A 25,058-nucleotide genomic window follows, 5' to 3' on the forward strand; every position below is an offset into this window, starting at 1 on the left:
GTCTCGTCAGGTCGATAGACCAACTCGCAAGACGACCAAAGATCGTCGGCGAAGACAGGAGAGGGAAAACCTATGAAGAGATTCGAACTGTTCGCCGCGTCCGCGCTCGCCCTGGTCATCGCCATGCCGGCTGCCGCTCAGGTCGCCCCGCCGCCCCCGACGACCGTCCCGCCGGATGCCGCCACGACGGCGACCACCGATACGCCGACCGATGACGCCGGAAACAAGGTCGGCGGCTTCCAGGCCGATGACGATATCATCGTCACCGCGGCGAAGCGCGAACAGACGCTTCAGGATATTCCGATCTCCGTCTCGGTGACGGGCGTGGACACGATCGAGAAGGCGCAGATCGTAGATCTCATCAATCTCCAGTCCGTCGTCCCGTCGCTGCGCGTCACGCAGTTCCAGAGCGCTGGCCAGACCAACTTCACGATCCGCGGCTTCGGCAACGGCAACGGCAATATCGGTATTGAAAGTTCGGTCGGCGTGTTCATCGACGGCGTGTATCGCTCGCGATCCGCCTCCGCGATCGCCGATCTTCCCGACGTCCAGCGCATCGAGGTCCTGCGCGGCCCGCAATCGACCCTGTTCGGCAAGAACGTGTCGGCCGGCGCGATCAGCATCGTCACCAAATTGCCTGAGTTCGACTGGCACGTCCGCGCGGAGGCGACGGCCGGCAACTACGGGCTGATGCAGGCGAACGCTTCGATCACCGGTCCGCTCAGCGAAACGGTCGCGTTCCGCGTGTACGGCAACGTCAACCAGCGCGATGGCTATTTCCGGAACATCGTCAGCGGCGGCGAGGTCAATGGCCGCGACCGCTTCTCGATCCGCGGCGATCTGCTGTTCCAGCCCTCGTCGGACTTCTCGTTGCGTGTCATCGCGGATTTGAACCATATCGATGAAATCTGCTGCGGCGCCAGCACGCTGTTCAACGGGCCCGCGACCGTCCTGATCGGAGCGCCCCGCGCGGGTGTTCTCGGTGTCGGCGCGACGATAGGCAATCCGGCCCGGTTGTTCGACCGCGAACTGGTCTACAATACCGCGCCGAACAACGTCCTGACCGGCAAGGGCATTTCCGCGCAGGCCGATCTCAGCCTCGGCTTTGCGAAGCTGACGTCGATCACCTCCTATCGTACGCAGAGCAACCGCACGACACTCGACGTCGATTTCACCGGCGCTGATATTTCGAACCAGACGACCAACGATCGCATCAAGACCTTCACACAGGAATTCCGCCTGGCATCGGACAATGCGGGTCCCTTCAACTGGCTGCTCGGCGGCTTCTATGCCGACGAGAAGATTGATACCGGCCGCAACATCCTGTTCGGTCGCGACTCCCGCGCGTTTGTCGATGCACTGACCGTCGGACGCGGCGCGAACGGCCTGCCCAACGGCGCCCCGCCCGTCGGGACGCTCGAAACGCTCCAGTCGCTGGTCAATCCGAATGTCCGCCCCGGCGCGACCTATTTCCAGCAGGGCCAAGGCATCTTCGACAATTACAAACTGGACGACCGATCCTTCTCGATCTTCGGGCAGTTCGACTTCAAGATCACCGACCGCCTGACGTTCACCGGCGGGGGCGCCTATCTCAACGATCGGAAGAAGGCGCAGTCCAACGTCGTGCTGACCGACCGGTTCGCGTTGCTCAACCTTCGGAATGTTCCGGAGCTTGGCTTCCTGCCTCTCTCGATCATTGCGCCGGGTGCCCCGGGCACGATCCCGGTCAATCTGTTCGCGGGTCTGAACGCGGTTCAATTCTTCTATGCCGACACCGCCAACCATGCGCCGGTCAACTTCCCGAACGCGAACGAAAGCGGCATTCTGAAGGACGACAAGTTCACCTATGCCGGGCGTCTCGCCTACGATCTCGACAGCCGCCTCAACGTCTATGCGAGCTATTCGACCGGCTGGAAGGCGGGTGCGTACAACCTCTCGTCCGACAGCCGCCCGCCGAACAACGGCGTCGGCCGCACCGCGGATCCGGAAAACGTCACCGTCTATGAACTGGGTGCGAAAGCGCGCTTCAACGGCGGCTTCCTGAACCTCGCCGTGTTCCAGCAGTCGATCAAGGGCTTCCAGTCGAACGCCTTTACCGGCACCGGCTTCGCTCTGGTCAATGCCGGCAAGCAGTCGGTCAAGGGCTTCGAACTCGACGCCCAGTACCGCCCCGTCCGCCCGCTCCTGTTGACCGGCGCGGTGACGTATCTTGATCCTAAGTACGACTCGTTTACCCGCGCAACGTGCGTCTCATTCGATCCGGTCTGCCAGGTTCCGGCCGGATCCCCCGCCGGCACGCTCGCGCCACAGTTTCGCGATCTGTCCGGCCGTCGTCCGGCCGGCATCTCGAAATGGACCGGCAGCGTCTCCGCAACCTACACACAGGAATTCGGCGACGGCTACAGCGCCTTCGTGCGCGGCGAATATGATTTCGCCAGCAAGACACGTCTGACCGATACGGTGCCGGCGAACCTCAACACGTTCAGCCAGAACACGGTCAACGCGAGCCTCGGCGTCTCGACCCCCTATAAGCTCGACGTCCAGCTCTGGGTACGCAACCTGACGCAGGACAAGTATCTGCTCAGCGCATTCCAGACCGTTATCCAGTCCGGCAGCTTCAGCGGTTATCCGAACGAACCGCGCACATACGGCGTCACCCTGCGCAAGGCGTTCTGAGCGCTTCCCCCTCACCCTGGTTGCGACCACCTCGGCCCCCGGCAGTCTTGCCGGGGGCCTTTTTGTTGCAACCTTATCCCTGTGTCCTGCGCTTTTGATCGCAGAAGGAGAGCGATGATGAGCGATTTGAAGAAGGGCGACGAAGTGACCTGGAAATCGCATGGCGGCACCGCGCACGGCCATGTCGAGAAGAAACAGACCAGCACCACGCACATAAAAGGCCATAAGGTCGTGGCAACAAAGGACGATCCGCAATTTATCGTAAGGAGTGACAATGGCGGAAAGGCGGCGCACAAGGAGGGCGCGCTGAAAAAGGCGTGAATCGATGTCGGCTTGAACGGCACATCAGGAAGGAAGATTTATGGCGAAGACCCCAACTGCGGCAGCGGCCCCCAAGACCGGCGGCATCCACGCGCCTGTTCAGCCGTCGCCCGAGCTCGGTGAGATCGTCGGCAACGACAAGCTGCCGCGCAGCGAAGTGATCTCGAAGGTCTGGGAGTACATCAAGAAGCATGACCTCCAGAACCCTGAAAATAAAAGAGAAATTCTGGCCGACGACAAGCTGAAGAAGGTTTTCGGCCGCGACAAGTGCACCATGTTCGAGATGAACAAGTACATCGCTGCACACGTCAAGGCGTAACGCCCGGCGCGGGCGTTGCCGCCCGCCGCGCGACAAGCGAACTGGGTCCGGCAGCATCGCTGTCCGGGCCTTTTTCGTGACCGCAGATGCCGGCGCTGGCTAAAAGATCATTTCGCCCCCGATTCGCTTGCGGGCGACGGCTTCGCATCGCGGTCGGAACCGGCAGGCCTTGGAAAGGCCCTGCGACCCCCCGCGGCGCAACCATCCTCGCGCGACAATGTAAAAAGCCGCCGACCTTTCGGCCAGCGGCTTCGTACGCGTCCGGGGAATGAACCCTCAGCCAAAAGCGACCTTCATGGTACGACGACGCGTGCGCAATGCGGCGCCCATCACGCCAAAGCCGGCGATCATCATGCCCCAGGTCGCCGGTTCCGGCACGGCAGCGGTGGCGACGGTTGCGAACGCCTGAACACCGGTCAGCGGTTGGATGAAGGCGGCATTGTTGTAAATGATCTGGGTTACGCCCTTATCCCCTCCGGTGCACGATATGTCTACCGAGACACTGCAAAGGAAAGCCGAGAAATCATTCATTCCAAGGATGAGGCCATTCTCTGACGATGAGTAGTCGAACGTCATTTCCGTGGCACTTGCCACCAAGGCGGACCCCACGACGATTGTCGTTCCCGTTGCCTTGTTGGCCGTGAGCGGACCCGCCGAACCATCAAACGTCAGCGAAAAGTCGGTGATATTTCCCTCGCGGATCACGCCAATGGTGCTGTCCGTGGTGATCGTTCCTATGACCGACGCGCCACCGATCGTTCTGTTCACCACATAAACCGTCGCTAATGCGGGGGTTGCAGCCGACAGAGCGGAAACAGCAACCGCTGCTCCAAGCAGCGCCTTGTTCATCATCTTCACAGTGTATCTCCGATTGTTGTTTTCATTCCACATCGGTCGTTTGCGCTCAGCGCCCCCCGCCTCCGAAGAATGATCGAGCTGCTAACAAGCCTTTAATGATTCGTCCGCACCTATTTTTTGCAAAACCTGGCGCGTTTCAAAATGACACAAGATGATTACGTAGTAACCTCGACTAGAAACAGCAGCAAATGAAAGCAACACACTTGATGTCCACGACCTAGCAGTCTTTGTCACATGGCTCTCAATTCTTCTCTGAACTCAGGTTATTATTTGAATTATCTATTCTATTTTCCATAAGCAATCAATTTACTATCGGGTCTGCCCGATCGCATAGCCTATTAAAACCCTGCTCGCAGTCATACGATATGGAGTTTATCAGCCAGCAAGACCGGGCAAACGACCCATCTGGAAGGGGCCATCGGGCTTGCATCGCCGAAATCAGGCATGATCATGTGGAGAAATTTACGGAAAGATCGGGCCTGCACAGATACCCAATGCCCCGCAGCGCAACTCGGCGAAAAGCCGCCAGTCTTTCGACCAGCGGCTTCACACTCGTCCGGCAAAACCGCTAGGCGAAAAAGACCTTCGTGCTATGACGACGCGTGCGCAGTGCGGCGCCCGTCATGCCGAAGCCAGCGATCATCATGCCCTAGGTACCCATCTCCGGTACGGCACCCGCATTCACGAAAGTCACGGTTCCGATATAGAGGCTGCTATTATCGCGCGATGTCGTGACCACCGCCCGTGCAATATTGGAATATCCGGTAAACCCTGCATAGCCGGCCCGCACCAGATTGGGGGTCGGGCTGCCCGTAAAGATGCCGCTCTCCAGCAGATTGCCAAGGTCGTCATACGCGCTCAGGATAACGTCCAGATTGTCCGAGACGAAGTTCAGGCCGAAACCCGAGACGGGCGCAGCGAACGAAAGCGTTATCGGACCCATCGAATCCAGATACGACAGGTCGGGTGCGAAGACCGCCTGCCCTGCATTGCTCCCGCCAGAAATCGTCGTCCCTTGAGACACCACAGTCTCACCGTTTTCGATCAAGGAGGTGTTGACCGACTTTGCATTGGGCCCGAACGTGTTCGAAAATATCGGTGCAGCATTCGCCGCCGACACGCCCGATATCGCGACGGTTACTGCGATCATCATTTTGGCCACGGTCTTCATATCGTATCCCCGATTGTGGCATTTCGATCGGCGGATTGCGACTTTTACACCTCAATCACCGAAGAACGATCGGGTCGTTAGCGATCGGGCAACCGCCCGTCGTCATCTATTTTTCACAATAATCGCCATGTTCCGAAAAGACACGCAATGCTCTCGCGGCGAACGCGGATGATGAAACACGGATCGGTCCAGATAATTTATTCAGACAATCTATCAAATGCTTCCAGAATAAGTTGAATTATTTCATCATGGGTTCGCATCGTATTTAACAAACCGCGCAAAAGGCCGTTCGAGCGGTTTCTCGCTAATGTTCATCGATCGAAAAAAACGATGATCTTTATGGAGCGAAGCCTCCGGGATGCGGCCGCGGTCCACGAATGAAGGTTGGTGCCCCCGGCGAGATCCGAACACGCGGCCTACGGTTTAGGAAACCGTTGCTCTATCCGGCTGAGCTACGGGGGCACTGCCTCCGCTGGTACGCATGAAGCGAAACACGGTCAATCCGGGTGCGACGGCATCCTCGCGTCGTGCGGCAGGAACCAGGGGCCCGCGAGCAATCCGAACAGAAAGCCGCCCAGATGCGCTTCCCATGCCAGCCCGGCGGATTGGCCGAACAGGAACGGGATCACTGCGAATATGACGATCAGCCATGCGTTCGATTTGACGAGGCCGATGACGATCGCCTTCGTCCGACGCGACAGTACGGGCATCAACGGCTCCCCCTCGCGCGGCAACCGGATCAGCAGCCCCAGCAGCCCGTATATCGCGCCCGATGCGCCCACCATCGGCATGACGCCATGTGGCTGCAACCCGACGTACATCGCCATTCCGGCAAGGCCGCTTGCCAGGAACATCGCATAATAGCGCAGCCACGCGCCGGGTGGATCGCCCAACCGTGCGACCAGCGGCCCGCTCAACACCGCCAGCGCCACGGCGTTCATCGCGATATGCGCCGCGCCGCCATGCGCGAACATGTGCAGAAAGATCGTGTCGTAGCGGCCTGCGGCGAGCGTGGCGGCAGAAACGCCCCAGCGGACCATTCCCCCGGTTCCGATATGCGCCACCCACAACGCGGCCATCACCGCGATCAAGATCGCGCCGGGAACGTGGGCGGACGCCGGAACGTACCATGACAGGTCTATGCCTGCCGGTTCGTCGTCGCGCTCGTCGGATGAGTGATCGGCAGGATGCACCGGCTAGTTCAACGCCTCGGGCGGAACGACCGGCACGATCAGCGGGGCGATCGACACGCCGTCCTCGACCAGCGCCTTCGCCTCGGCCAGCGTGGATTGACCGTGGATCGGGGCATGCTCTTCCTCCCCCGCATGCATCGCCCGTGCGCGGTCGGCGAAATTCCGACCCACCCATTGCGACGTCTCGAGCATCTTCGACTGCATCTCCGCCAGCGATTTCAGCGCCGCCTTCAGCGTGTCAGCCGTCACCGGCGCGTTCGGCGTGCCTGCTTTGTTCGGCCGCGCCGCGGGGGGCGCGACCACTCGGCTATTGCCCTTCGCTCCGATATTCGGCGCCATCACCGCCTTGGCTACGTCGCTTTCTCCGCACACCGGGCACGCGACCAGCCCGCGACCGCGTTGATCCTCGAACGCCTTGCTCGATCCGAACCACGCCTCGAACACGTGATCCTGCGGGCATTTCAGGTCGAAGACGATCATGCCGCCGTCACGGCCGGGATGGCGCGTCGATGCTCAATCACGGGGATCCGCGCGCGCACATCGTTCAGGCGCTGCGGATCGATCTCGGCATAACCGATCCCCGCCGCCTCGCCCATGTCCAGTACGATCTCGCCCCAGGGATCGATCACCAGCGAATGGCCGAACGTCTCGCGGCCATCCTCATGCACCCCCGTCTGCGCGGACGCGATCACCCAGGCGCCCGCCTCAATCGCGCGCGCCCGCAACAGGACATGCCAGTGCGCCACGCCGGTCGGCCGGGTGAAGGCCGCGGGCACCGACAGGATCTGCGCACCCGCATCGCTCAACGCGCGGTAAAGATCGGGAAAGCGGATGTCATAGCAGATCGACAGGCCAATCCGCCCGGCCGGCGTCGCCACCACCGTCGCCGTATCGCCGCCGACATAGGCAGCGGATTCTGCGCCAGCTTTCGCCGGTCGGCAGATCCACGTCGAACAGGTGGATCTTGTCATACCGCGCGCAGATCTCGCCCTGGCCGTCGATCACGAACCCACGATTGGCGAACTTGCCGTCCGCCCGGCGAATGGCGAGCGATCCTAGGTGAACCCAGATCCCGGCACGTTTCGCAGCTTCGCACACCGCTTCGAGAACAGGATCGGCGTCCTCATCGACTATATGCGCCGAACCCCGCGCGCGATCACGATCGATCAGGCCCGACATTTCCGGCGTAAACAGCATCCTCGCACCGCCTGCAGCGGCTTCGGCGATCGCTCCGGTCAGCGTGCCAGCATTTGCGGCGGGATTGATCCCGCTCGTCATCTGCAACACGGCAACCTTCATGCGCCGAGCAGTGCGTCCAGTTTGCCCGCGCGTTCCAGTGCTGCCAGATCGTCCGATCCGCCGACGTGCGTGCCGTCGATGAAGATCTGCGGCACCGTCGTACCGCCATTGGACCGGTCGAGCATCTCGGCGCGCTTCGGCCCGCCCATCGTGATGTCGAATTCCTCGACCTCCACGTTCTTGCTCGACAACAGCTTCATCGCCCGCGCGCAATACGGGCAGAAGGCTTTGGTATAGATTTCGACTTTGGCCATGAACACGAGATGTGGTCGCCCGGCCCGCTTGTCAATCGCGCGGGCGGCAATGCGTCAGGCGTCGTCCGCGCCTGCCTCGTCCAGCACGCGCGCCCAGCACAGGATCGTGACGCGTGCCGCACCGGCGCGCAGCAACACCCGCGTACAGCCGTCGGTCGTCGCCCCGCTCGTATGCACGTCGTCCACCAGCACGACAGATTTCCCCCGCAAGCGATCGCCGTCAGCGACGCCGAAGGCGCCCGCCACCACCCGCGCCCTGCCCTTCGCGCCCAACCCCCGGAGCGGCGGCGTCGCCTTGACGCGGCGCAGGACGTGAGGGTCCACCGGCACGCCCGACGCCGCGGACAGCTTCGCCGCGATGAGCGCCGACTGGTTGAACCCGCGCGACCAGATCCGCCAGCGATGCAGCGGAACGGGCACCAGCAGTTCGGCATGATCCGGCATCAGCCGCCGCATCGCCCGCGCCGCGGTTTCGGCGAAGCCCGTACGCCCGCCATATTTCAACCGCATCGCCACGGTCCGCGCGACATCGCCGTAAGCGACCGCCGCAAGTACCCCCGAATGACGCGGCGGATCGGCCAGGCACGCCGCACACTCCGCGCCCTCGCCCCGGTCGTAATCGAACGGCACGTGGCACGCCGCACACCAGGGCGGCGCCAGAAAACGCAATCGCCCGAAGCACTTCGCGCAAAACCGGTGATCCTCTTGCATCACCGCACCGCATCCGGGGCAGCGCGGCGGCAGCGCAAGCCCGGCGATATAGTGTAGAGGTGCGATCAAAGGCGACACGGACTCTTGTCGCCGCCGCCCGTCCACGGCACAAGCCCGGACGTGACCCCGCCGGAAATCTTCGACCGCAACCTGCGCCGCCTCCGCCGCGACCGTGCCGCGCCGGACTTTGCGGCGTTCGACTTCCTGCGTCTCGCGATGCTGGACGGCATCGCCGAACGGCTGGAAAGCGTGAAGCGGGAGTTTGCCGACGTGCTCGAACTCGGAACTTTCGACGGCGCCTTCCTCCCGCCCCCCGGCGCGCGCATCACGCGGACCGACCCCGGCGCGCTGTTCGCAAGCGCGGTCGGCGGCATACAGGCGGACGAGGATCGCCCGACCTTCCCCGACGCAAGCTTCGACCTGATCGTCTCCGTCGGCACGCTCGACACGGTCAGCGACCTGCCCGGAGCACTGACCCTCGCGCGCCGGGCCCTGCGCCCCGACGGCCTGTTTCTCGCGGCGTTCACCGGCGGCGCGACACTCTCGACCCTCCGTGCGGCGTTTCGCGAGGCGGAAGGCGACACGCCGGCCGCGCGCATTCACCCGCAAGTCGACGTGCGCGCCGCGGGCGACCTGCTGATGCGCGCGGGCTTCGCGCTGCCGGTCGCCGATGTCGAGACGCTGACCGTCCGCTACGGCGATATCTTCGGCCTGTTCCGCGATCTGCGCGGCATGGGGGCGACCAACCTGCTTCCCGGCACTCCGCCGCTTACCCGTACGACGCTCGCCAAGGCCGCGAACGCCTTTGCCGAGCGTGCGGACCCGGATGGCCGCACGGGCGAGAGGTTCGACGTCGTCTACCTGACCGGCTGGGCACCCTCGCCGACACAGCCGCAACCGGCGCGCCGAGGCAGCGCGACGGCATCCTTGACCGAGGCCCTGAAACGCAAGGATTGAAACGGGCCGGCAGCCGGCCCAATCGACCTCAGCCGATCATCCCGCCCCCGGCCGCCTTGGCCAGCATCCGCCCCATCGCATCGAACAGCGCGTCCATCGCCACCGGCTTGAACAGCACTTCGTCCGCGCCCTGCTGGATGCACCGCTCGCGCAGGTCCACCGCCGTATCCGCCGTCACGACGATGATCGGCAGCGCCGCTTTATCGTCGGGCCGGGCGCGGATGTGCTGGATCGCGGTGATCCCGTCCATGCCGGGCATGCGCAGGTCGATCAGCACGATCGCGTAATCGTTTTCCTCGATCAATTGCAGGCCCAGTTCGGCGCTTTCCGCGCCGGTCATCGTTGCGCCCGCCACATCCAGCATGTCGCCGACGACACGCCGGTTCATCGGATCATCCTCGATAAAAAGGACGTTCATGGGCGTGCGCCCGGGGGAGGCATAGTCAGCAGCATCAGGTGTCGGACCCTATCGTCTCATGCCGCGCGCGACACAAGATGCTTGGGAAGAACGCTGTCAAATATATACAATTTCTCGATTAATACCGCTGCGGACACCGGTTTGGGGATCACTTGCGTGATCCCTGTAGCACATAGCGCCGCATGTTCCGAGTCATCGGACGCCGCCCAGAGCAGGCTCGTTCGGACCCCCGCGCCCTCGGCCGCCGCGGCGATTAAGGCCAACGCCGCATCGCGATCGTCCGATGCCTTGATGGTCGTATCGTCGATCAGCACCTGCGCGATCTGTCCCCCGGCCATCTTCTCGACCGCCTCGTCCGCCGACGCCGCAAACATCACCGTCCCGGCTTTTTCCTCGAGTATCGCCCGCATCATGCTCCGCGTGATCGGGCTACGATCCACGATCAGTAAGGCCTTGCCCGTCCCCATGTCGGCGATCGCCTCGGGGGCTGTTGCCGGCACCAGCGGCAGATCGATGATGAAGCACGATCCGACACCCATCTCGCTTTCGACGCGCACGTCGCCGCCCATCGCGCGCGCCAGATTGCGACAGATCGACAGCCCCAGCCCCGTCCCTCCGAACTTCCGCGTCGTGCCAGCATCCACCTGACGAAAGGATTCGAAGATCATCTCGTACTTCTCGGCCGGAATGCCGATTCCGCTGTCCTTGACGATCAGGCGCAACCGCCCGTCATGCGCTGCGGCGCTCAGCGAAACCGATCCCTTTTCCGTGAACTTCAGCGCGTTCGACAACAGGTTGAAGGCGATCTGCCGCAGTCGTGCCGCGTCGCCTTGGATCCAGTCCGGGCTCTGCTCCAGATCGAGGATGAAACCGACCCCCTTCCCCGCCGCCTGCTCCTCCCACAGCCGCGCCACGTCGCGCAGAGTCGCCTTCAGGTCGAACGGCACATGCTCGATCGTCATGTTGCCCGTTTCCATCTTGGCGACGTCCAATATGTCGTCGACCAGCGCGCGCATCGTCACGCCGGCGCCGTGCACCACGCCGATCCGGTCGCGCACCTGATCGGTCAGCGTCCGGTCCGCCAGCATCACCTGCGTCATGCCGAGAATTCCATTCAGCGGCGTGCGGATCTCGTGGCTGGTCGTCGCCAGGAATTCGGTCTTCGCCGCCAGTGCCTTGCCCAGCGCATCGTTGGTCGCGGCCAGGTCGATGTTCGCGGCGCGGACCTGATTGCGGCTCCGACGCAACGTCACGATGCCGAACGCCAGCATCCCCACGATGATGACGACGACGGCCGATATGCCGATCGCGATATTCTGCCGCGTCCGCGCCTGCATCCGCTCGAAATCGATATTCCGCTGCAACTCGGTCGCCTTCAACTGGGCGATACGCAATTCCTGATTGGCGAAATCGAAGCGCGCGGACGCAAGGGAGGTGTTCGCAGACGAGGCGAGTTGCGCGGTCTGCTCGTCCAGCCGCTTCAGCGCCTCCAGATGCCCCAGCGCGCTACGTTCGTCGCCGATGCGCTTGTACACGAGATACGCCGTCTTGTGGCTTTCCCGCTGGTCGAGCGTGGTCTTCGTCAGATCGACGTCGATGAAGGTACGCTCGATCAGCCGCGCCGCCTCGTCGAACCGGCCATGCCGCATCGCCGCCTGCGCCGACAGCACCCAGAATTCCTTCCGCGTACTGTCGTCGTCCGCGCCCTGCGTGGCCGCAAGCCCCTGCGCGATGGCCTTTTCCGCATCGGCGATCCGACCCGCCTGCAGCTGCCCGCGTGCGATATTCCTCAGCACGCGCGCTTCCTGCGGTTTGCTTTTCAGCAGCCGCGCGGTCTCCAGCGCCTTGAGATACTGCGCTTCGGCCTGGGGCAGCCGCCCGAGATCCTTGAAGGCATTTCCGCGATTATTGTAGATGACGTACAACATCTGCGGATCGGCACGATGTACGTCGAGCGCCTGCCCATAATATTTCAGCGCATTCTCATGGTCTTCCGCTTCCTGATAAAGGAGGGCGATGTTGACGAGCGCCGTGGCGCGGCTGCGATCGTCACCAATATCGCGGAAGATGTTATGCGCTTGCTGATAGTCCGACAAAGCGGCAGCGACCTGCGCCTTTGACGTGCGGATTCCGCCCCGCGAAACCAGCAGATCGCCGTTGAGCTTCGTGGGCCGCCCGGCCGTCGCCACCAGCCTGATTGCGCGATCGATCAGCGGCTCAGCGCGATTGACGTCGTTCAGGCGGAGATATGCTTCACCTTGCAGCCATTGCGCGGTGGCGACGCCGATCGCGCGCGACCGCCCCGTGCGCTTTTCCGCGATCGAAAGTGCCTGCGCAGCCTTGCCGATCGTCTTCGCCGGGTCGATCAGCATCATCGCCTTGGCGTCGGCGATCACCGCATCGAACTGCCCGTCGCCCGCCTGGTAGACCGTCCCGGCGGCCGGCGCCGGACGTGCGGCGACCGGCTGCGCGACGACCGCCAGCCAGACAAGCGTTCCAGAGCGCAGGTATCGGCAGAAACGGTGCATCTTCAGCATCTTGGCCGACAGATGTTAAAGGAACGATAACCTCTTCGCGCGGCGATGCTAGGCGCTTTTCCAGAAACTGGCCGGTCGAGTGAACAAGGTCGATTTTTGCTCCTCCGTACCCTTCAGCTTGTCGTCGCTGAGATACTGACGGAACGCGTCGAACGAGATCGGCCGGCTGATCAGATAGCCCTGCACCATGTCGCACCCCATAACCGTCAGCAATGCCATCGCCGCCTGGGTCTCCACACCCTCGGCGGTCACTTCCATCTCCAGCGCGTGTGCCAGGTCGATCGTGGATCGCACGATCAACGGGTCGCGGTTGCTGCTGGTCAATTGCAGCACGAACATCTTGTCGATCTTCAGTTCGCGCGCCGGCAATTGCTTCAGATAAGCCAGAGACGACAGGCCCGCGCCATAATCGTCGATCGCGATCGTTATCCCGACGTCGGCACATTGTTGCAGATGCCGGATCGCAATCTCTGGATCCCTGATGACCGCGGTTTCGGTGATTTCGAAACCGATCTTGGCGTTGCTCTGCTCGACCATCCCACACGCGATCTGCACGAAGTCGCGTTCGGCCAGCAACTGGCCCGATATGTTGATGAACACCGTCAGGTCGTGGCCGTCTCGCGCCAGCACCTTCTGGTCGGCGATCACCTGTTCCAGCGTCCACAGCGTCAGCGGCCCGATCTCGCCAATCTCTTCGGCAAGCGTGATGAAGTCCCCCGGCAGGACCAGCCCGCGCGTCGGATGCTGCCACCGTACCAGTGCCTCGGCACTCGATATCTGCTGCCGCCGGACATGCACCTTCGGCTGATATTGCAGGAACATCTCGCGATTGGCGAGTGCCGGGCCAAGTTCGCGCGACAAGGTCAACCGGTCGAAAGCGGGCGTTCCGGCGGACAGGTCGCGAACCACCGTCCGCTGGTCGATCCGCGCCTGCTCCATCGCGGCTTCGGCCTCTTCGGCCAACCGCACGTCCTCGGTATTGCCGACCGGAGCGGCGGCGGCGGCAAACAGCATCTTCAGCTGGTGCGCTTCCCCGTCCAGGTCGAACGCCGCACCGAACTCGTCGTTCAACCTGACGAGCGCCGCATCCAGATCGTCAATCGTGTCACCTTCGAAGGCCAGCTCCAGTATCGACCGGCCCACGATCAGCACGCGCGCCGCCGGCAGCACCTCGGCGATCCGCACGCTGACATCGATTACCAGCTGGTCGGCTCGCGTGCGCCCGAGATGACGACGCAAGGCAGCGAAATTCAGGATGTCGGCCAGGCACAGGAATTGCCACGCACGCGCCATCGGCCATGCCGGCGGCTCGCGACCGATACCCGGCCGAATCGGTGCCGCAGTTTCTCGTGCGTGTGCAAGCACATGCTCCGCTGCACTTCCGTCGTGGGAAGGCAGAATCGGGTCCTGAATCGGACCGTTTGTATGGAGGGCGCGCACCATCACAAAACCGGTACGCTGTCACCACTAAAGGAACCCTTAAACCCCGCTCTAAACGGGACAATCTTATCCCGCCGGCTGATTGCCACAGGGTTAAGAATCCCTTAACGATGGGGGCGCCCGACTGGGCGTAAAAAGGGAGAAAATCTATGCTGAAGTTTTTGCTTTCGCTGGTTTACGGCGAAAACGTTCGCCCCTGGTAAATTAGCCAGTCGATCCGGCGCTGAACAAAATCCTTCTAGATTAGAAGCGTTTAACCCGCGCCGGATCGATTTCTCTCTCCCGTTTTTCTCTTTTGAACATCGCCGAAATACGGAGCATTAACCGTATTCCCGCCGCCGGATCCCGATTCGGGACAGCCGCTCCAGCCCCGCAAAATCGCGCAGAGCAGCTTGATTTGGCCCCAAAAAGTCTTGAACTATCTAAACCAGAACGGGTCTGCGGCTTGCGCAAACCCGTTCTTTATTAATGGCTCGCTAACCACGTTCAGCGGTTACTGCTTCGAGACGGAGTAGTTCCTGCAACTGCTCAGGCGTCGACCTTTTCCAGTCGCTTCGCGCGTGCCGGCACGGGGTTGGAGAACTCCATCTCCTTATCCACCGACCCGTATTTCAGCGTCACCAGATCCTTCGCGTAATTCTGGTACAGCTTCCACGGCTTGCGGTTCCCCTGCTTCGGGAACTTCTCCATCGCCCGCGTGACATAGCCCGACGAGAAATCGAGGAACGGTTCCGCCGCCAGTTCATCCCCCGAAATCCGCGGCGTCGCCTGCCGCAGTCCGCGCTTCTTCATCGTGTTCAGCAACCGGCAGACATAGGCGCAGGTCAGGTCCGCCTTCAGCGTCCACGACGCGTTGGTATAGCCGAAGGACGACGCCATGTTCGGCACGCCCGAATACATCATGCCCTTATAATTGAACGTCTTCGCCAGATCGACCGGCGCGCCGTCAACGCTGAACTGGACGTCGCTCAGCAATTGTAATTCCAGCCCGGTCGCGGTCACGATGACGTCGGCGGCAATCTCCTTCCCGCTTTCCAGCGCGATGCCCTCCGGCGTGAATCGCGCGATCCGGTCCGTCACCACATCGGCCTTGCCCGTCTTCAGCGCATCGAACAGGTCGGCATCGGGGACGAGACACAGTCGCTGGTCCCACGGATTGTACCGCGGCGTGAAGTGCGTCGCGATGTCGTAATCCGGCCCCAACTGGTCGCGGACCATGCCGATGATCCGCTCCTTCACCTTTTCCGGCCTTTTGCGCGCCATGTTGAAGAAGAACATTCCCCACAACACATTCTTCCAGCGCGTTATTCCGTATGCGGTCTTCGCAGGTAACTTCGCTCGCAGCCAATTCGCCACCCCGTCCTCACTCGGCCGCGATACGACATAGGTGGGCGATCGCTGCAGCATCGTGACGTGTTTCGCGCGCGCGGCCATCGCCGGAACGAGCGTGACCGCAGTCGCGCCGCTACCGATCACCACCACGTTCTTGTCGGAATAATCGAGATCGGCCGGCCAATGCTGCGGATGCACGATCCGCCCGGCAAAGTCTCCTGCGCCCGGAAATTCCGGCGTGTGCCCCTGCGCGTAATTGTAATAGCCGGAGCACATGAAGAGGAAGTTGCACGTATAGTCGACCGGGCCGTCCTCGCCCTCGACCCTCACCGTCCAGCGCGCGTCGTCGCTGGACCAGGCCGCCGACTTTACGTGCTGGCGATAGCGGATGTGCCGGTCGATGCCATGTTCGCGCGCCGTCTCGGTAAGATACCGCAGGATCGAAGGGCCGTCCGCAATCGCTTTCGCATCGGTCCACGGCTTGAACGAATACCCCAGCGTATACATGTCGGAATCCGACCGGATCCCGGGATAGCGAAACAGATCCCACGTCCCGCCAAGCTGCGGCCGTCCTTCAAGAATGACGTAGGTGCGATCCGGGCTGAGCGTCTGCAGGTGATAGCCCGCGCCGATCCCCGATATCCCTGCCCCGACCACGACGACGTCGAAATGTTCCACCGGCATATTGTCTCTCCTGCATACCCGATATTCCATTTATCGGTTGCAGAAAAGAACTTGATTGCGTCGTCGCAATCCCGGCCCGGACCTTATCCCGCCAGCGCGCGCCGCTCGTCGGTTCGCGACCAAGCGATGAACGCGGCCTCGTCCATCGGCTCGGCGATCGCATAGCCCTGAATCACGTCGCAGCCGATAACGCGCAAAACATCCGCCTGCGCCTGCGTTTCGATTCCCTCGCCCACCGCCTCGCAGCCCAAGCCATGGATCAAACCGATAACGGCATGCGCGATCGTCCGTGCCTCGGCGCTGTCGGCGACGTGCGCGACCAGACTGTGATCCATCTTGATCCGATCGATCGGCAGCGCGCGCAACCGTGCGATGTTCGAATAGCCCGTGCCGAAATCGTCGATCGAAATCGTCGCTCCGTCCGCTCGCAGCAATTCGAGCATCGCGACCACTTCGGACGAACAATGCATCGCCAGCGTCTCGGTAATCTCCAGTTCCAGCAGCCGCGACGGCGCATTCGCCGCCATCATCGCCGCACGCAACCGGTTGAAAAAGGCCGCATGATCCAGCTCGCGCTGCGAAATGTTGATCGCCAGCCGCTGCTCGACGCCCATGCGCCCCCACCGCGCTATCGTCTCGGCGACGGTCTGGATGACCCATTCGCCGATCTCGACGATCAGCCCGGTTTCCTCCGCGCGCTGGATGAACGTGCCTGCGGATTTCAGCCCGTGGATCGGATGCTGCCAGCGCAACAGCGCCTCCGCTGCCACGATCCGCCCGGCCGGCAGGCTGACCTGTGGTTGGAAGACCAAAGCGAACTGATCATTGTCGATCGCACCGCGCAGATCGGCTTCCAGTTGCGCGCGGTCGGCCATCTCGTCCGCCAGTTCCTGCGTGAAATATTCCGCGCGGCCGCGCCCGTTCGCCTTGGCATGATACATCGCGGCATCTGCCGAGCGCATCAGATCCGTCAGGTTCAGCCCATGATCGGGGCGCAGCGCGATGCCGATCGACGCGCCGATCTCGACCTCATGCCCCATCAGGTCGAATGGTTCGGACAAAGCGAACAGCATCGCCCGGCCGATCCGCGCGGCTTCTCCGATATCCTTCATATCGCTGACGAACATGGTGAATTCGTCGCCGGCCAATCGTCCGATCAACGGCGCCGCGATACGCGCCTCGGCCTGCACCCGGTCGGCCACCGCACGCAACCGGTTCGCCACCATGCCGAGCAGCAGGTCGCCCATCGCATGGCCCAGCGTGTCGTTCACCGCCTTGAACCGGTCGAGGTCGATGAAGAACAATGCCGCGATATTGCCGCGCGGCAACTCGCTCAGCACGCGTTCGCACGTCCGGCGGAAATTGGTCCGGTTGGGCAACGCCGTGACGGAATCGAACATCGCCAGACGGTGCACGCTTTCCAGATTGCTGCCGAGCTGCTGGAACAGCCCGCGCATCGCATTGGCCAGTTGCGGCACCTGTTCGTCGATTTCCGCCGGAATTTCTCCGTCCAGATCGCCGTGACCCGCACGCGACAGCCGCACGATCGCCGAATCGATCGCGCCCGCGGTGCCCGAAATCGCGCGCTCGGCCGATGCCCAGCACATGGCGGCACATACGATCGCGGGGATGATCGCGCGGGCGATGTTGTCGATTCCGACATGGCCGTTCGTCGTCGCGGCGACCGCAAGGACGAACGCGACCGCACCGGCGCAAAGGGCGAACACGACAGCGCGACTTTTAAGCGTCACTCCTTCCATCGCGTTCACAATCCCCGCAAAAAACTCACCGGCTCGAAACGGGACGCGCCGGTCCATCGCGGAAACATGCCCGGAAAAGGTTAAAAATTTCGGTTCGGATCGTTCCGGCGGAGAATGATGTACAGCGCGCCCGCCCCGCCGTGGCGCGGATGCGCGTTGCGGACGGCGGCAATCGCGGAGGCATGCCGCGATCCAGCCAGCCAGTCGCCGATCGCGGCACGGATCGCACCGCGCGCGTGCGGCCGCTCGCTCGTCGGACGCGGCGGCTTTCCCGTCACCAGCAACACGACGCGGTCGCCCATCCGGATCGATTGCTCCAGTGCCCTGTCCAGCGTCGCATAGGCGGTCGACAGGTTATGGCCGTGCAGGTCGATCGAGCAATCCGGCGATACCAGTCCCCGCGCCAGCTTCTTGTCCCACGATCCGTCCAGAGTGTTGGCTGGTCCCCGGCTCACGGGCGGAGGCGCAACCGGCGCGGCACGACTGCGCGATCCCGGCCGTTTCGACGCATCCTTGCCGCCGACCCCGATCTCCAGCAGCTTCGCGAACAGGCCACGATCGTCGCCCGGCGGCTTGGCTGCCGGTGCTGGCTGCGACGCAGGCCGCACCGCCGTCCGGGCCGGCCCGACGACCGATTTTACCGCCGAGACCTTGGCGACCGGCACTTTCGCCACCGGCTTCGGCGCGACGCGCAAGGGGCGCACGGTCGTCAGCACGCGTTCCCACAATGCCGCTTCTTCAGGGGAAAGTGGGTGGTCCATGCATCAGGGCGTGGGCACGCCGCGACCTGCGTTCAGCCGCGCGACCGTACCGACCGGCAGCAACAGGAACGCCGTTCCTCGCGCCCCCATCCCGCCCGCCGTCGCGCGCGCATCGTCGCCTGCGCCCCAGAACGTATCGAACCGGTTCGTGCCCTTGATCGCGCCGCCCGTATCCTGCGCGACCCACAATCCGGTCGCATCCGTCCGGTCGAGCGACAGGAAGACCGGCGCGCCCAGCGGCACGAACTTCACATCCGCCGCCGCGCTGACGCCGCCGGTTACGGCAAGCCCAAGTGCCCCGAGCGGCGCACTCGGCAATTCGCGGAAGAAGACGAAGCTCTTGTTCTCGCGCATGATGTCACGGCCTTCCACCGGATGATCGCGCAGCCATTGCACGATCCCCTGCATCGACGTCTGCCCCGCCCCGATCAACCCGCGCGCCTTCATCAACGCGCCGATCCCGGTATAGCCCCGCCCGTTCTGCGTGTCGTAGCCGATCCGCATCACCGATCCGTCAGGCAGCCGAAGCCGCCCCGATCCCTGTATCTGCAGGAAGAACATCTCGATCTCGTCCGCCGCCCACGCGATGACCGGCGCGCGGTTGGCGAGTGCGCCTTGTTCGATCGCGGTCCGGTCGAAATAGGGCACGAACGCACGCCCATCGACGCGACCGCGGATTTTCTTGCCCTTCAGGTCGTCCGAGAACAGCCCGAGATCCGCCTCGAGCAGATCGGTCGGCCGGCCATAGACCGGCACGTCATATCCCGGCCGACGGTCGTGCGAACCGGCAATCTCCGGCTCGTAATATCCCGTCGCGAACGCCTTGCCGTCGCCGACCTGCACGCTTTCGAACCAGGACGCGAAGAACGCCCGCGCATCCCCCGGCCGCACCGACGCAGCCGCCGCGCAGGCGGGCTGCCAATCCGCGCCACGCGTCAGGCCCGACGTATCGGCACGCCGCATGACGGATGGACAGGATAACCGGAATGCGGCGAGCGCCCGCGTCGCCTGATCATCCGTAATCGGCAGGCTGGCGATCGGCGGCCCCGCCGTGACGCCGGCGGTGGCCGCGGTCTGCGCACCCGGCGCCGAGATCGCCGGCATTGGCGCGATCGGAGTCGCGGCAACCGGCTGACGCACCGGGACATAGCGTTGGGGCGGAATATTGGTCCGGCTGGGTCCGCTGCTCTGCACGGGCGTCGACCGCGACAGCGAAGACGGCGGCACGATCCCGCCGCCGCACGCGCTCAATAAAAACGCGAGTCCCGTAGTCAGCGCAAGCCGCGCCCTACCCCCTAGCCCCCCGACCATCGGCATCAGGCTTCGTCGGTGTCGGCAAGCTTCCAATTCGGGTCGCTGCTGCGCAGCGTCCGCGCGAAGGTCCAGACGTCGTGAGTCTCGACCGCGTCGCTCATCGACCCGGCGACCACATTGCCCTCGCTGTCGCGGGTCACTGCGGCGATATCGGCGTCAAAACGCACCGTGATCCGCGCGAGCTTTCCATCCAGCGACGCGTCGGCAATCACCGCCCGTTCGATCGACACCAGACGATTGTCCAGCACATGACCGGATTCCGTGCGCGCCGCGATCGCGTCGGCAAAGGCCTGCTTCACGTCGGCCTCGACCAGCCAGTCCAGCGCGTCCTCGTCACCCTTCCAATACGCTTCCAGGATCATCCGGTAGGCGGATTGAGCGCCATCCACGAACTGCCCGACGTCGAAACCCGGTTCCGCCTGAACGATCTGACGCAGGCCCGGTTCGGCCTTCGCGTCGACGTTGCGATTGGCGATATCGCGCGGTTCGGCCGCATTCTCGATCGGGCGCGGCAGCGTCGTGATCGGCGCGCGTTCCTCGACCGGCTTGGACAATGGCTGTTCGTGCCCGGTGCGCTTGCCCAGCACCATATAGAGCCGGAGCGCCACGAACCCGGCGATCATCGCAAGAATAACAACGTAAGGCACCCGGTTCTCCGATACTGGCCGCTGCATCCGGCCGCTACAGTTACATAGGCCCAACGTGGGAATGTTTCAAATGCCACGCGAACCTCGATTGTTCCGCACGGCTGTTCGGTGGCAAGGGGTCTGCGGTCACGCGCCCGGGCCGTCCGGACATGCCACCGTTGAACATGGCGACGCCGCCTGCTAGGCGCGCGCATCTCCTAAAAATTCCACAATCCGAAATTCTAGAGGACGACTTCTCATGGCAGAGCAGGACAACGGCGTGACCGGCGAACCCTATAGCAACGGCGAAGACACGTTGCCGGCGGTTGGGCTCATTTCTCAGTACATCAAGGACTTGTCCTTCGAGAACCCGAACGCTCCGGCCATCTACCAGAGCCAGGAAGCACCGCAGATCGACGTGCAGTTCAACATCGCGTCCAGCCAGGTCGGCGAAGACGTGTACGAAGTCGTGCTGAAGGTCGAAGTCCGCGCGGAAACCGACACGACCGTCGCCTTCATCGTCGACCTTTCCTATGCTGGCCTGTTCGGCATCCGCAACGTGCCCGCCGAACATATCCAGCCGTTCCTGCTCGGCGAGGCACCGCGCCTGATCTTCCCGTTCGCCCGCCGCGTGCTGGCCGACGCCGTCCGCGACGGCGGCTTCCCGCCGCTGCTGCTGGAGCCGATCGATTTCGCGGCGATGTATCAGCAGCAGGCCGCCGGCCAGCCTGCCGTCACCACGGGTGAAACCGGCCACGCCTGATCCGGCCGTTACCTGATATCTCGTCATCACCGCGCAGGCGGGGATCCATAGTCACCGGCCTCAGTGTCGGTGCGGCACGCCTCAGCCAGTATGGATTCCCGCCTGTGCGGGAATGACGGCGGACGAGGGGCAACCATCAACAGGGTAATCGCATGAACCTCACACGCGCGCTCGGATCGGTGGGGGGCCTCACCCTCGCCAGCCGCGTGCTGGGGCTCGTCCGCGATTCGCTCTTTGCGCGCTTCGTCGGGGCGGGGTTCGCGTCGGACGCGTTTCTCGTCGCTTTCCGCCTGCCCAACCTGTTCCGCGCCCTGTTTGCGGAGGGTGCCTTTTCCGCCGCATTCGTCCCGATGTTCAATCGCAAGGTCGGGGACAAGGCTGGCGCCGGCCTGCCCGACGGGATAGTTTTCGCGCAGGACGTCTTGTCCGTCCTGTTCCCGATCCTGATCGTCATGACGGTCATGCTGGAACTGCTCGCCTGGCCCGTTACTCTGGCCTTGTCGGGCAAGTTCAACGGGGTCAGCCACGATCAGTTCGCCTTCGCGGTGATGTTGTCGCGGCTGACGATACCGTATCTGATGCTGATCAGCCTCGTGTCGTTGCTCGGCAGCATCCTCAATTCGATGCATAAATTCTGGGTAAACGCCGCCGCGCCGATCCTGCTCAACCTGACGCTGATTGCCGCGTTGCTGTTCTTCCATGCCGCCGATCCGTACGGCACCGCGCGCAACCAGGCGCTGGCGGTCACCATTTCGGGCGCGCTGCAACTGCTCTGGCTGATCTGGGCGTGCCGGGCGAACGGCATCCGCCTGCGCCTGAAACTGCCGCGCTTCGGTCCCGACGTGAAGCGGCTGCTCGCGCTCATCCTGCCCGCCGCCGCCGGCGCGGGTGCGGTGCAGATCAACCTCGTCGTCTCGACCGCGCTTGCCGCCTCCTTGCTCGCGCACGGGTCGGTGACCTATATCTATATGGCCGACCGCGTGAATCAGTTGCCGCTCGGGCTGATCGGCATCGGGCTCGGCACCGTCCTGCTCCCGCTCATCTCCCGGCAACTCGCGTCTGGCGATGAAGCGGCGGCGATGGAAACGCAGAATCGCGGGCTGGAACTGGCGCTGCTGCTTACCCTGCCCGCCACCGTCGCATTGGTCCTGTGCGGCGGCCCTATCGTCGCCGCGCTCTTCCAGCATGGCAAGTTCACGCCGGAGGACACGTATTTCACCGCACAGGCGCTCGCCGCATTCTCAGTCGGCTTACCCAGCTATATTCTGGTGAAGGTGCTGACGCCGGGCTTCTACGCCCGCGCCGACACCCGGACGCCGGTTCGCTACGCCACGATCTCGATGGTCGTGAACCTCGTCCTCAACCTCGCTTTGATCGCCCCGCTGAAACATATGGGCCCGCCGCTCGCCACCGCGCTGGCCTCCACCGTGAACGTCGCATTGTTATACCGGATGCTGCGGAAACGCGGGCAATTCGTGCCGGACGCGCGATTGCTCCGCCGCGTTTGGCGACTGGCCTTGTCCGCGCTGGCGATGGGTGCCGTGCTGTGGCTGCTGCAGGGGTACGTCATGCCGTATACGCACGGCACCTGGGCCGTCCGCTCGACCGCGATGGTCGTGCTGGTCGCGGCAGGCGGGCTGGTCTATGCGATCGCAACCTTCGTCCTCGGCGCGTTCACCCGCGACGACCTCGCCTTCCTCCGGCGCCGCCGCGCCGCATGACACGAGTTCCCATCGACATGCGCGTTCTCTCCGGCATCAAGCCCACCGGCAACCTTCACCTCGGCAACTATCTCGGCGCCGTGAAGCAGTGGGTCGCGATGCAGGATGCGATCCAGGCGCAGGGTGGCGAGACTTTGTATTTCATCGCCGATCTGCACGGGCTGACGGAATGGATCCCGCCTGCCGAACTGCACGCCAATACGATCGAGATGACCGCCACGATCGTCGCCGCGGGGATCGATCCCGAGCGCTCGATCCTGTTCAACCAGACCCGCGTTCCACAGCATAGCGAACTGGCCTGGTTGCTGAACAACGTCGCCCGCGTCGGGTGGCTCAACCGGATGACCCAGTTCAAGGACAAGGCGGGCAAGAACCGCGAAGGCGCCAGCGTCGGGCTGTACGATTATCCCGTGCTGATGGCCGCCGACGTCCTGCTGTACAACACGACGCACGTCCCCGTCGGCGAGGATCAGAAGCAGCATCTCGAACTCGCCCGCGACATCGCGGCGAAGTTCAATCTCGATTACGATATCGACCTGTTCACCCAACCCGAGCCGATGGTGAGCGCCGAGGCCCCCGCATCATGAGCCTGCGCGACGCGAGCATGAAGATGTCGAAGTCCAATCCGTCCGAACAGGCGCGCGTCAATCTGGTCGACGACGACGACACGATCGCCGCCAAGTTCCGCAAGGCCAAGACCGACGCGGAGCCGCTGCCCGACACCGTCGCCGCGCTGGCGGATCGGCCGGAAGCGAAGAACCTCGTCACGATCTTCGCGGCGCTGGCCGACATGACTCCCGATGCCGTGATCGCGGACTATGCCGGGCAGGGTTTCGGCGCGTTCAAGCCCGCGCTCGCCGATCTCGCGGTCGCCAAGCTCGGCCCGATCCGCGACCGCATGCTGCGCCTGCTTGACGACCGGACGGCGGTCGCCAAGCTGCTCGATGATGGCGCGGAAAAGGCACGTGCGCTCGCTGCGCCGACGCTGCTTCAGGCGCAGCGCGCGATGGGCCTGCATATCTGATCGCCGGCGCAGATCCAGCGGGGCAACCGTTCCGCTCGCCGCTGGTTATGCGTCGATGCCAGCCAACGCACACAGCTCATCCAGAACCACGACGCTCGCCTGGATCGCGCCGATCGCCTGCGCGATCTTCCAGATCCTGACACCGACTCTGCCCCTGCTCGGCTTCGGCCGTCCGATCGGCGACCAGTCGGACAGCGTCCGCACACTGATTACGCCCGCCGGATGGGCGTTTGCGATCTGGGGCGCGCTCTACACGGGCACGATCGTCTTCGCGATCTATCAGGCGCTGCCGAAGCACCGCGACGACGCACTGCTCGCCCGCATCCGCTGGCCCGCCGCCGGGGCGTTCCTCGGCAACGGGCTATGGGCGCTCTATACCCAGAGTTTCAGCCTGACCGCGATTTCGGTAATCATCATTCTCGGTACTCTGGCCTGCCTGCTCGTCATCTACCGCATCGTCGCGGCCTGGCCCTCGCCCTTCACCGCGGGGGAGCGGTGGTGTGTCGTCCTGCCGCTCACCGCGCTGGCAAGCTGGCTGACCGTCGCATCGATCGTCAATATCGCCGCTGCGTTGCGCTTCCACGGCGTGGAGGGCGGCGACGCGACGCCGATGATCTCTGCGGCAGTGTTGATTGTGGCGGGAATGATCGCGGCGGCGGCAATCGTATCCGGACGCGGCAACCCGCCCTATGCACTGGTGATGCTCTGGGCGCTGTCGGCAATCTACGTCGCCGGTGGCCGGCAATCGCAGCCGGTCGCGGTCGCCGTGGTCGTCGCGGTGATATTGGTCATTCTGTCGCTCGTCATCGGACTACGGCGCGGCGGATACCGCCACTGGTTCGCCAACCGCTAGAGCGCCCCTTTATCCCAACCGTTCGTGCTGAGCCTGTCGAAGCACCTGTCCTGCCCCGCCCTTTGA

General features: G+C 63.6%; 21 protein-coding genes, 1 tRNA gene and 2 pseudogenes. 8 read left to right on the forward strand and 16 right to left on the reverse strand.

Annotation, left to right across the window (positions count from 1 at the left end):
- Nucleotides 1-72: 72 nt before the first annotated feature.
- The 3 genes from H5J25_RS11315 to H5J25_RS11325 all read left to right on the forward strand — a co-directional run bounded on the left by H5J25_RS11315 (nucleotide 73) and on the right by H5J25_RS11325 (nucleotide 3,316).
- Nucleotides 73-2,676: a TonB-dependent receptor gene (locus H5J25_RS11315; protein WP_202091025.1), complete on the forward strand. Its 2,604-nt coding sequence runs from the start codon at nucleotides 73-75 to the stop codon at nucleotides 2,674-2,676.
- A gap of 117 nt (nucleotides 2,677-2,793) precedes the next feature.
- The gene (locus H5J25_RS11320; protein WP_202091027.1) at nucleotides 2,794-2,997 is read left to right on the forward strand and encodes a hypervirulence associated TUDOR domain-containing protein; all 204 of its coding nucleotides are present in this window, start codon (nucleotides 2,794-2,796) and stop codon (nucleotides 2,995-2,997) included.
- Between the two features lie 40 nt (nucleotides 2,998-3,037).
- Entirely contained in the window at nucleotides 3,038-3,316 is a 279-nt protein-coding gene (locus H5J25_RS11325; protein WP_202091029.1) for an SWIB/MDM2 domain-containing protein, read from the forward strand.
- Between the two features lie 276 nt (nucleotides 3,317-3,592).
- On the opposite strand, the gene H5J25_RS11330 is transcribed toward H5J25_RS11325, so the two are convergent.
- The 8 genes and pseudogenes from H5J25_RS11330 to H5J25_RS11365 all read right to left on the reverse strand — a co-directional run bounded on the left by H5J25_RS11330 (nucleotide 3,593) and on the right by H5J25_RS11365 (nucleotide 8,880).
- Entirely contained in the window at nucleotides 3,593-4,168 is a 576-nt protein-coding gene (locus H5J25_RS11330) for a PEPxxWA-CTERM sorting domain-containing protein (protein WP_225883520.1), read from the reverse strand.
- 655 nt (nucleotides 4,169-4,823) lie between these two features.
- On the reverse strand, nucleotides 4,824-5,345 hold the full coding sequence (locus H5J25_RS11335; RefSeq protein ID WP_202091033.1) for a hypothetical protein: 522 nt from the start codon (nucleotides 5,343-5,345) through the stop codon (nucleotides 4,824-4,826).
- Nucleotides 5,346-5,730: 385 nt separating this feature from the next.
- A tRNA-Arg gene (locus H5J25_RS11340) sits at nucleotides 5,731-5,807 on the reverse strand.
- 35 nt (nucleotides 5,808-5,842) lie between these two features.
- Nucleotides 5,843-6,538 carry a rhomboid family intramembrane serine protease gene (locus H5J25_RS11345; protein WP_202091035.1) on the reverse strand — a complete coding sequence of 232 codons (696 nt, stop codon included), beginning with the start codon at nucleotides 6,536-6,538 and terminating at the stop codon, nucleotides 5,843-5,845.
- A gap of 3 nt (nucleotides 6,539-6,541) precedes the next feature.
- A complete protein-coding gene (locus H5J25_RS11350; RefSeq protein WP_202091036.1) occupies nucleotides 6,542-7,018 on the reverse strand; it encodes a DUF1178 family protein in 477 nt (158 codons plus the stop codon).
- A pseudogene (locus H5J25_RS11355) lies at nucleotides 7,015-7,837 on the reverse strand (carbon-nitrogen hydrolase family protein). Before H5J25_RS11355 ends, H5J25_RS11350 begins: the two are co-directional and overlap by 4 nt.
- Nucleotides 7,834-8,091: a glutaredoxin 3 gene (grxC, locus tag H5J25_RS11360; RefSeq protein ID WP_202091038.1), complete on the reverse strand. Its 258-nt coding sequence runs from the start codon at nucleotides 8,089-8,091 to the stop codon at nucleotides 7,834-7,836. The pseudogene H5J25_RS11355 and the gene grxC overlap by 4 nt, the downstream one beginning before the upstream one ends.
- Before the next feature lie 54 nt (nucleotides 8,092-8,145).
- Nucleotides 8,146-8,880, reverse strand: a complete 735-nt coding sequence (locus H5J25_RS11365; RefSeq protein ID WP_202091040.1) for a ComF family protein — start codon at nucleotides 8,878-8,880, stop codon at nucleotides 8,146-8,148.
- Nucleotides 8,881-8,922: 42 nt separating this feature from the next.
- On the opposite strand from H5J25_RS11365, the gene H5J25_RS11370 reads away from it, so the two are divergent.
- Nucleotides 8,923-9,759, forward strand: a complete 837-nt coding sequence (locus H5J25_RS11370; protein WP_202096322.1) for a methyltransferase domain-containing protein — start codon at nucleotides 8,923-8,925, stop codon at nucleotides 9,757-9,759.
- Nucleotides 9,760-9,787: 28 nt separating this feature from the next.
- On the opposite strand, the gene H5J25_RS11375 is transcribed toward H5J25_RS11370, so the two are convergent.
- From H5J25_RS11375 to H5J25_RS11410, 8 genes are all read right to left on the reverse strand, one after another.
- Nucleotides 9,788-10,177: a response regulator gene (locus H5J25_RS11375; protein WP_202091042.1), complete on the reverse strand. Its 390-nt coding sequence runs from the start codon at nucleotides 10,175-10,177 to the stop codon at nucleotides 9,788-9,790.
- A 56-nt stretch (nucleotides 10,178-10,233) separates the two neighbouring features.
- Nucleotides 10,234-12,714 (reverse strand): ATP-binding protein, encoded by a 2,481-nt coding sequence (locus H5J25_RS11380; RefSeq protein ID WP_225883073.1) that lies wholly within the window; start codon nucleotides 12,712-12,714, stop codon nucleotides 10,234-10,236.
- Between the two features lie 48 nt (nucleotides 12,715-12,762).
- Nucleotides 12,763-14,079 (reverse strand): EAL domain-containing protein, encoded by a 1,317-nt coding sequence (locus H5J25_RS11385; RefSeq protein ID WP_225883074.1) that lies wholly within the window; start codon nucleotides 14,077-14,079, stop codon nucleotides 12,763-12,765.
- A gap of 603 nt (nucleotides 14,080-14,682) precedes the next feature.
- Nucleotides 14,683-16,170: a flavin-containing monooxygenase gene (locus H5J25_RS11390; RefSeq protein WP_202091046.1), complete on the reverse strand. Its 1,488-nt coding sequence runs from the start codon at nucleotides 16,168-16,170 to the stop codon at nucleotides 14,683-14,685.
- Between the two features lie 83 nt (nucleotides 16,171-16,253).
- Complete coding sequence (locus tag H5J25_RS11395) at nucleotides 16,254-17,930, reverse strand: putative bifunctional diguanylate cyclase/phosphodiesterase (RefSeq protein WP_202096324.1); 1,677 nt, start codon at nucleotides 17,928-17,930, stop codon at nucleotides 16,254-16,256.
- Between the two features lie 80 nt (nucleotides 17,931-18,010).
- Nucleotides 18,011-18,691, reverse strand: a complete 681-nt coding sequence (locus tag H5J25_RS11400; protein WP_202091047.1) for a Smr/MutS family protein — start codon at nucleotides 18,689-18,691, stop codon at nucleotides 18,011-18,013.
- 3 nt (nucleotides 18,692-18,694) lie between these two features.
- On the reverse strand, nucleotides 18,695-19,795 hold the full coding sequence (gene mltA / locus H5J25_RS11405) for a murein transglycosylase A (RefSeq protein WP_225883521.1): 1,101 nt from the start codon (nucleotides 19,793-19,795) through the stop codon (nucleotides 18,695-18,697).
- 212 nt (nucleotides 19,796-20,007) lie between these two features.
- Nucleotides 20,008-20,652 (reverse strand): Tim44/TimA family putative adaptor protein, encoded by a 645-nt coding sequence (locus H5J25_RS11410; protein ID WP_202091049.1) that lies wholly within the window; start codon nucleotides 20,650-20,652, stop codon nucleotides 20,008-20,010.
- A 238-nt stretch (nucleotides 20,653-20,890) separates the two neighbouring features.
- Between H5J25_RS11410 and secB the strand changes: the two genes are divergently transcribed.
- From secB to H5J25_RS11430, 4 genes and pseudogenes are all read left to right on the forward strand, one after another.
- Nucleotides 20,891-21,394: a protein-export chaperone SecB gene (gene secB, locus H5J25_RS11415; protein ID WP_202091051.1), complete on the forward strand. Its 504-nt coding sequence runs from the start codon at nucleotides 20,891-20,893 to the stop codon at nucleotides 21,392-21,394.
- A gap of 152 nt (nucleotides 21,395-21,546) precedes the next feature.
- A complete protein-coding gene (murJ, locus tag H5J25_RS11420; protein WP_202091053.1) occupies nucleotides 21,547-23,115 on the forward strand; it encodes a murein biosynthesis integral membrane protein MurJ in 1,569 nt (522 codons plus the stop codon).
- A gap of 17 nt (nucleotides 23,116-23,132) precedes the next feature.
- A pseudogene (gene trpS, locus H5J25_RS11425) lies at nucleotides 23,133-24,139 on the forward strand (tryptophan--tRNA ligase).
- Between the two features lie 55 nt (nucleotides 24,140-24,194).
- A complete protein-coding gene (locus tag H5J25_RS11430) occupies nucleotides 24,195-24,992 on the forward strand; it encodes a hypothetical protein (protein ID WP_202091055.1) in 798 nt (265 codons plus the stop codon).
- Nucleotides 24,993-25,058 lie beyond the last annotated feature (66 nt).

Origin of the sequence: Sphingomonas aliaeris, from assembly GCF_016743815.1 — a bacterium.
GTDB lineage: Bacteria > Pseudomonadota > Alphaproteobacteria > Sphingomonadales > Sphingomonadaceae > Sphingomonas > Sphingomonas aliaeris.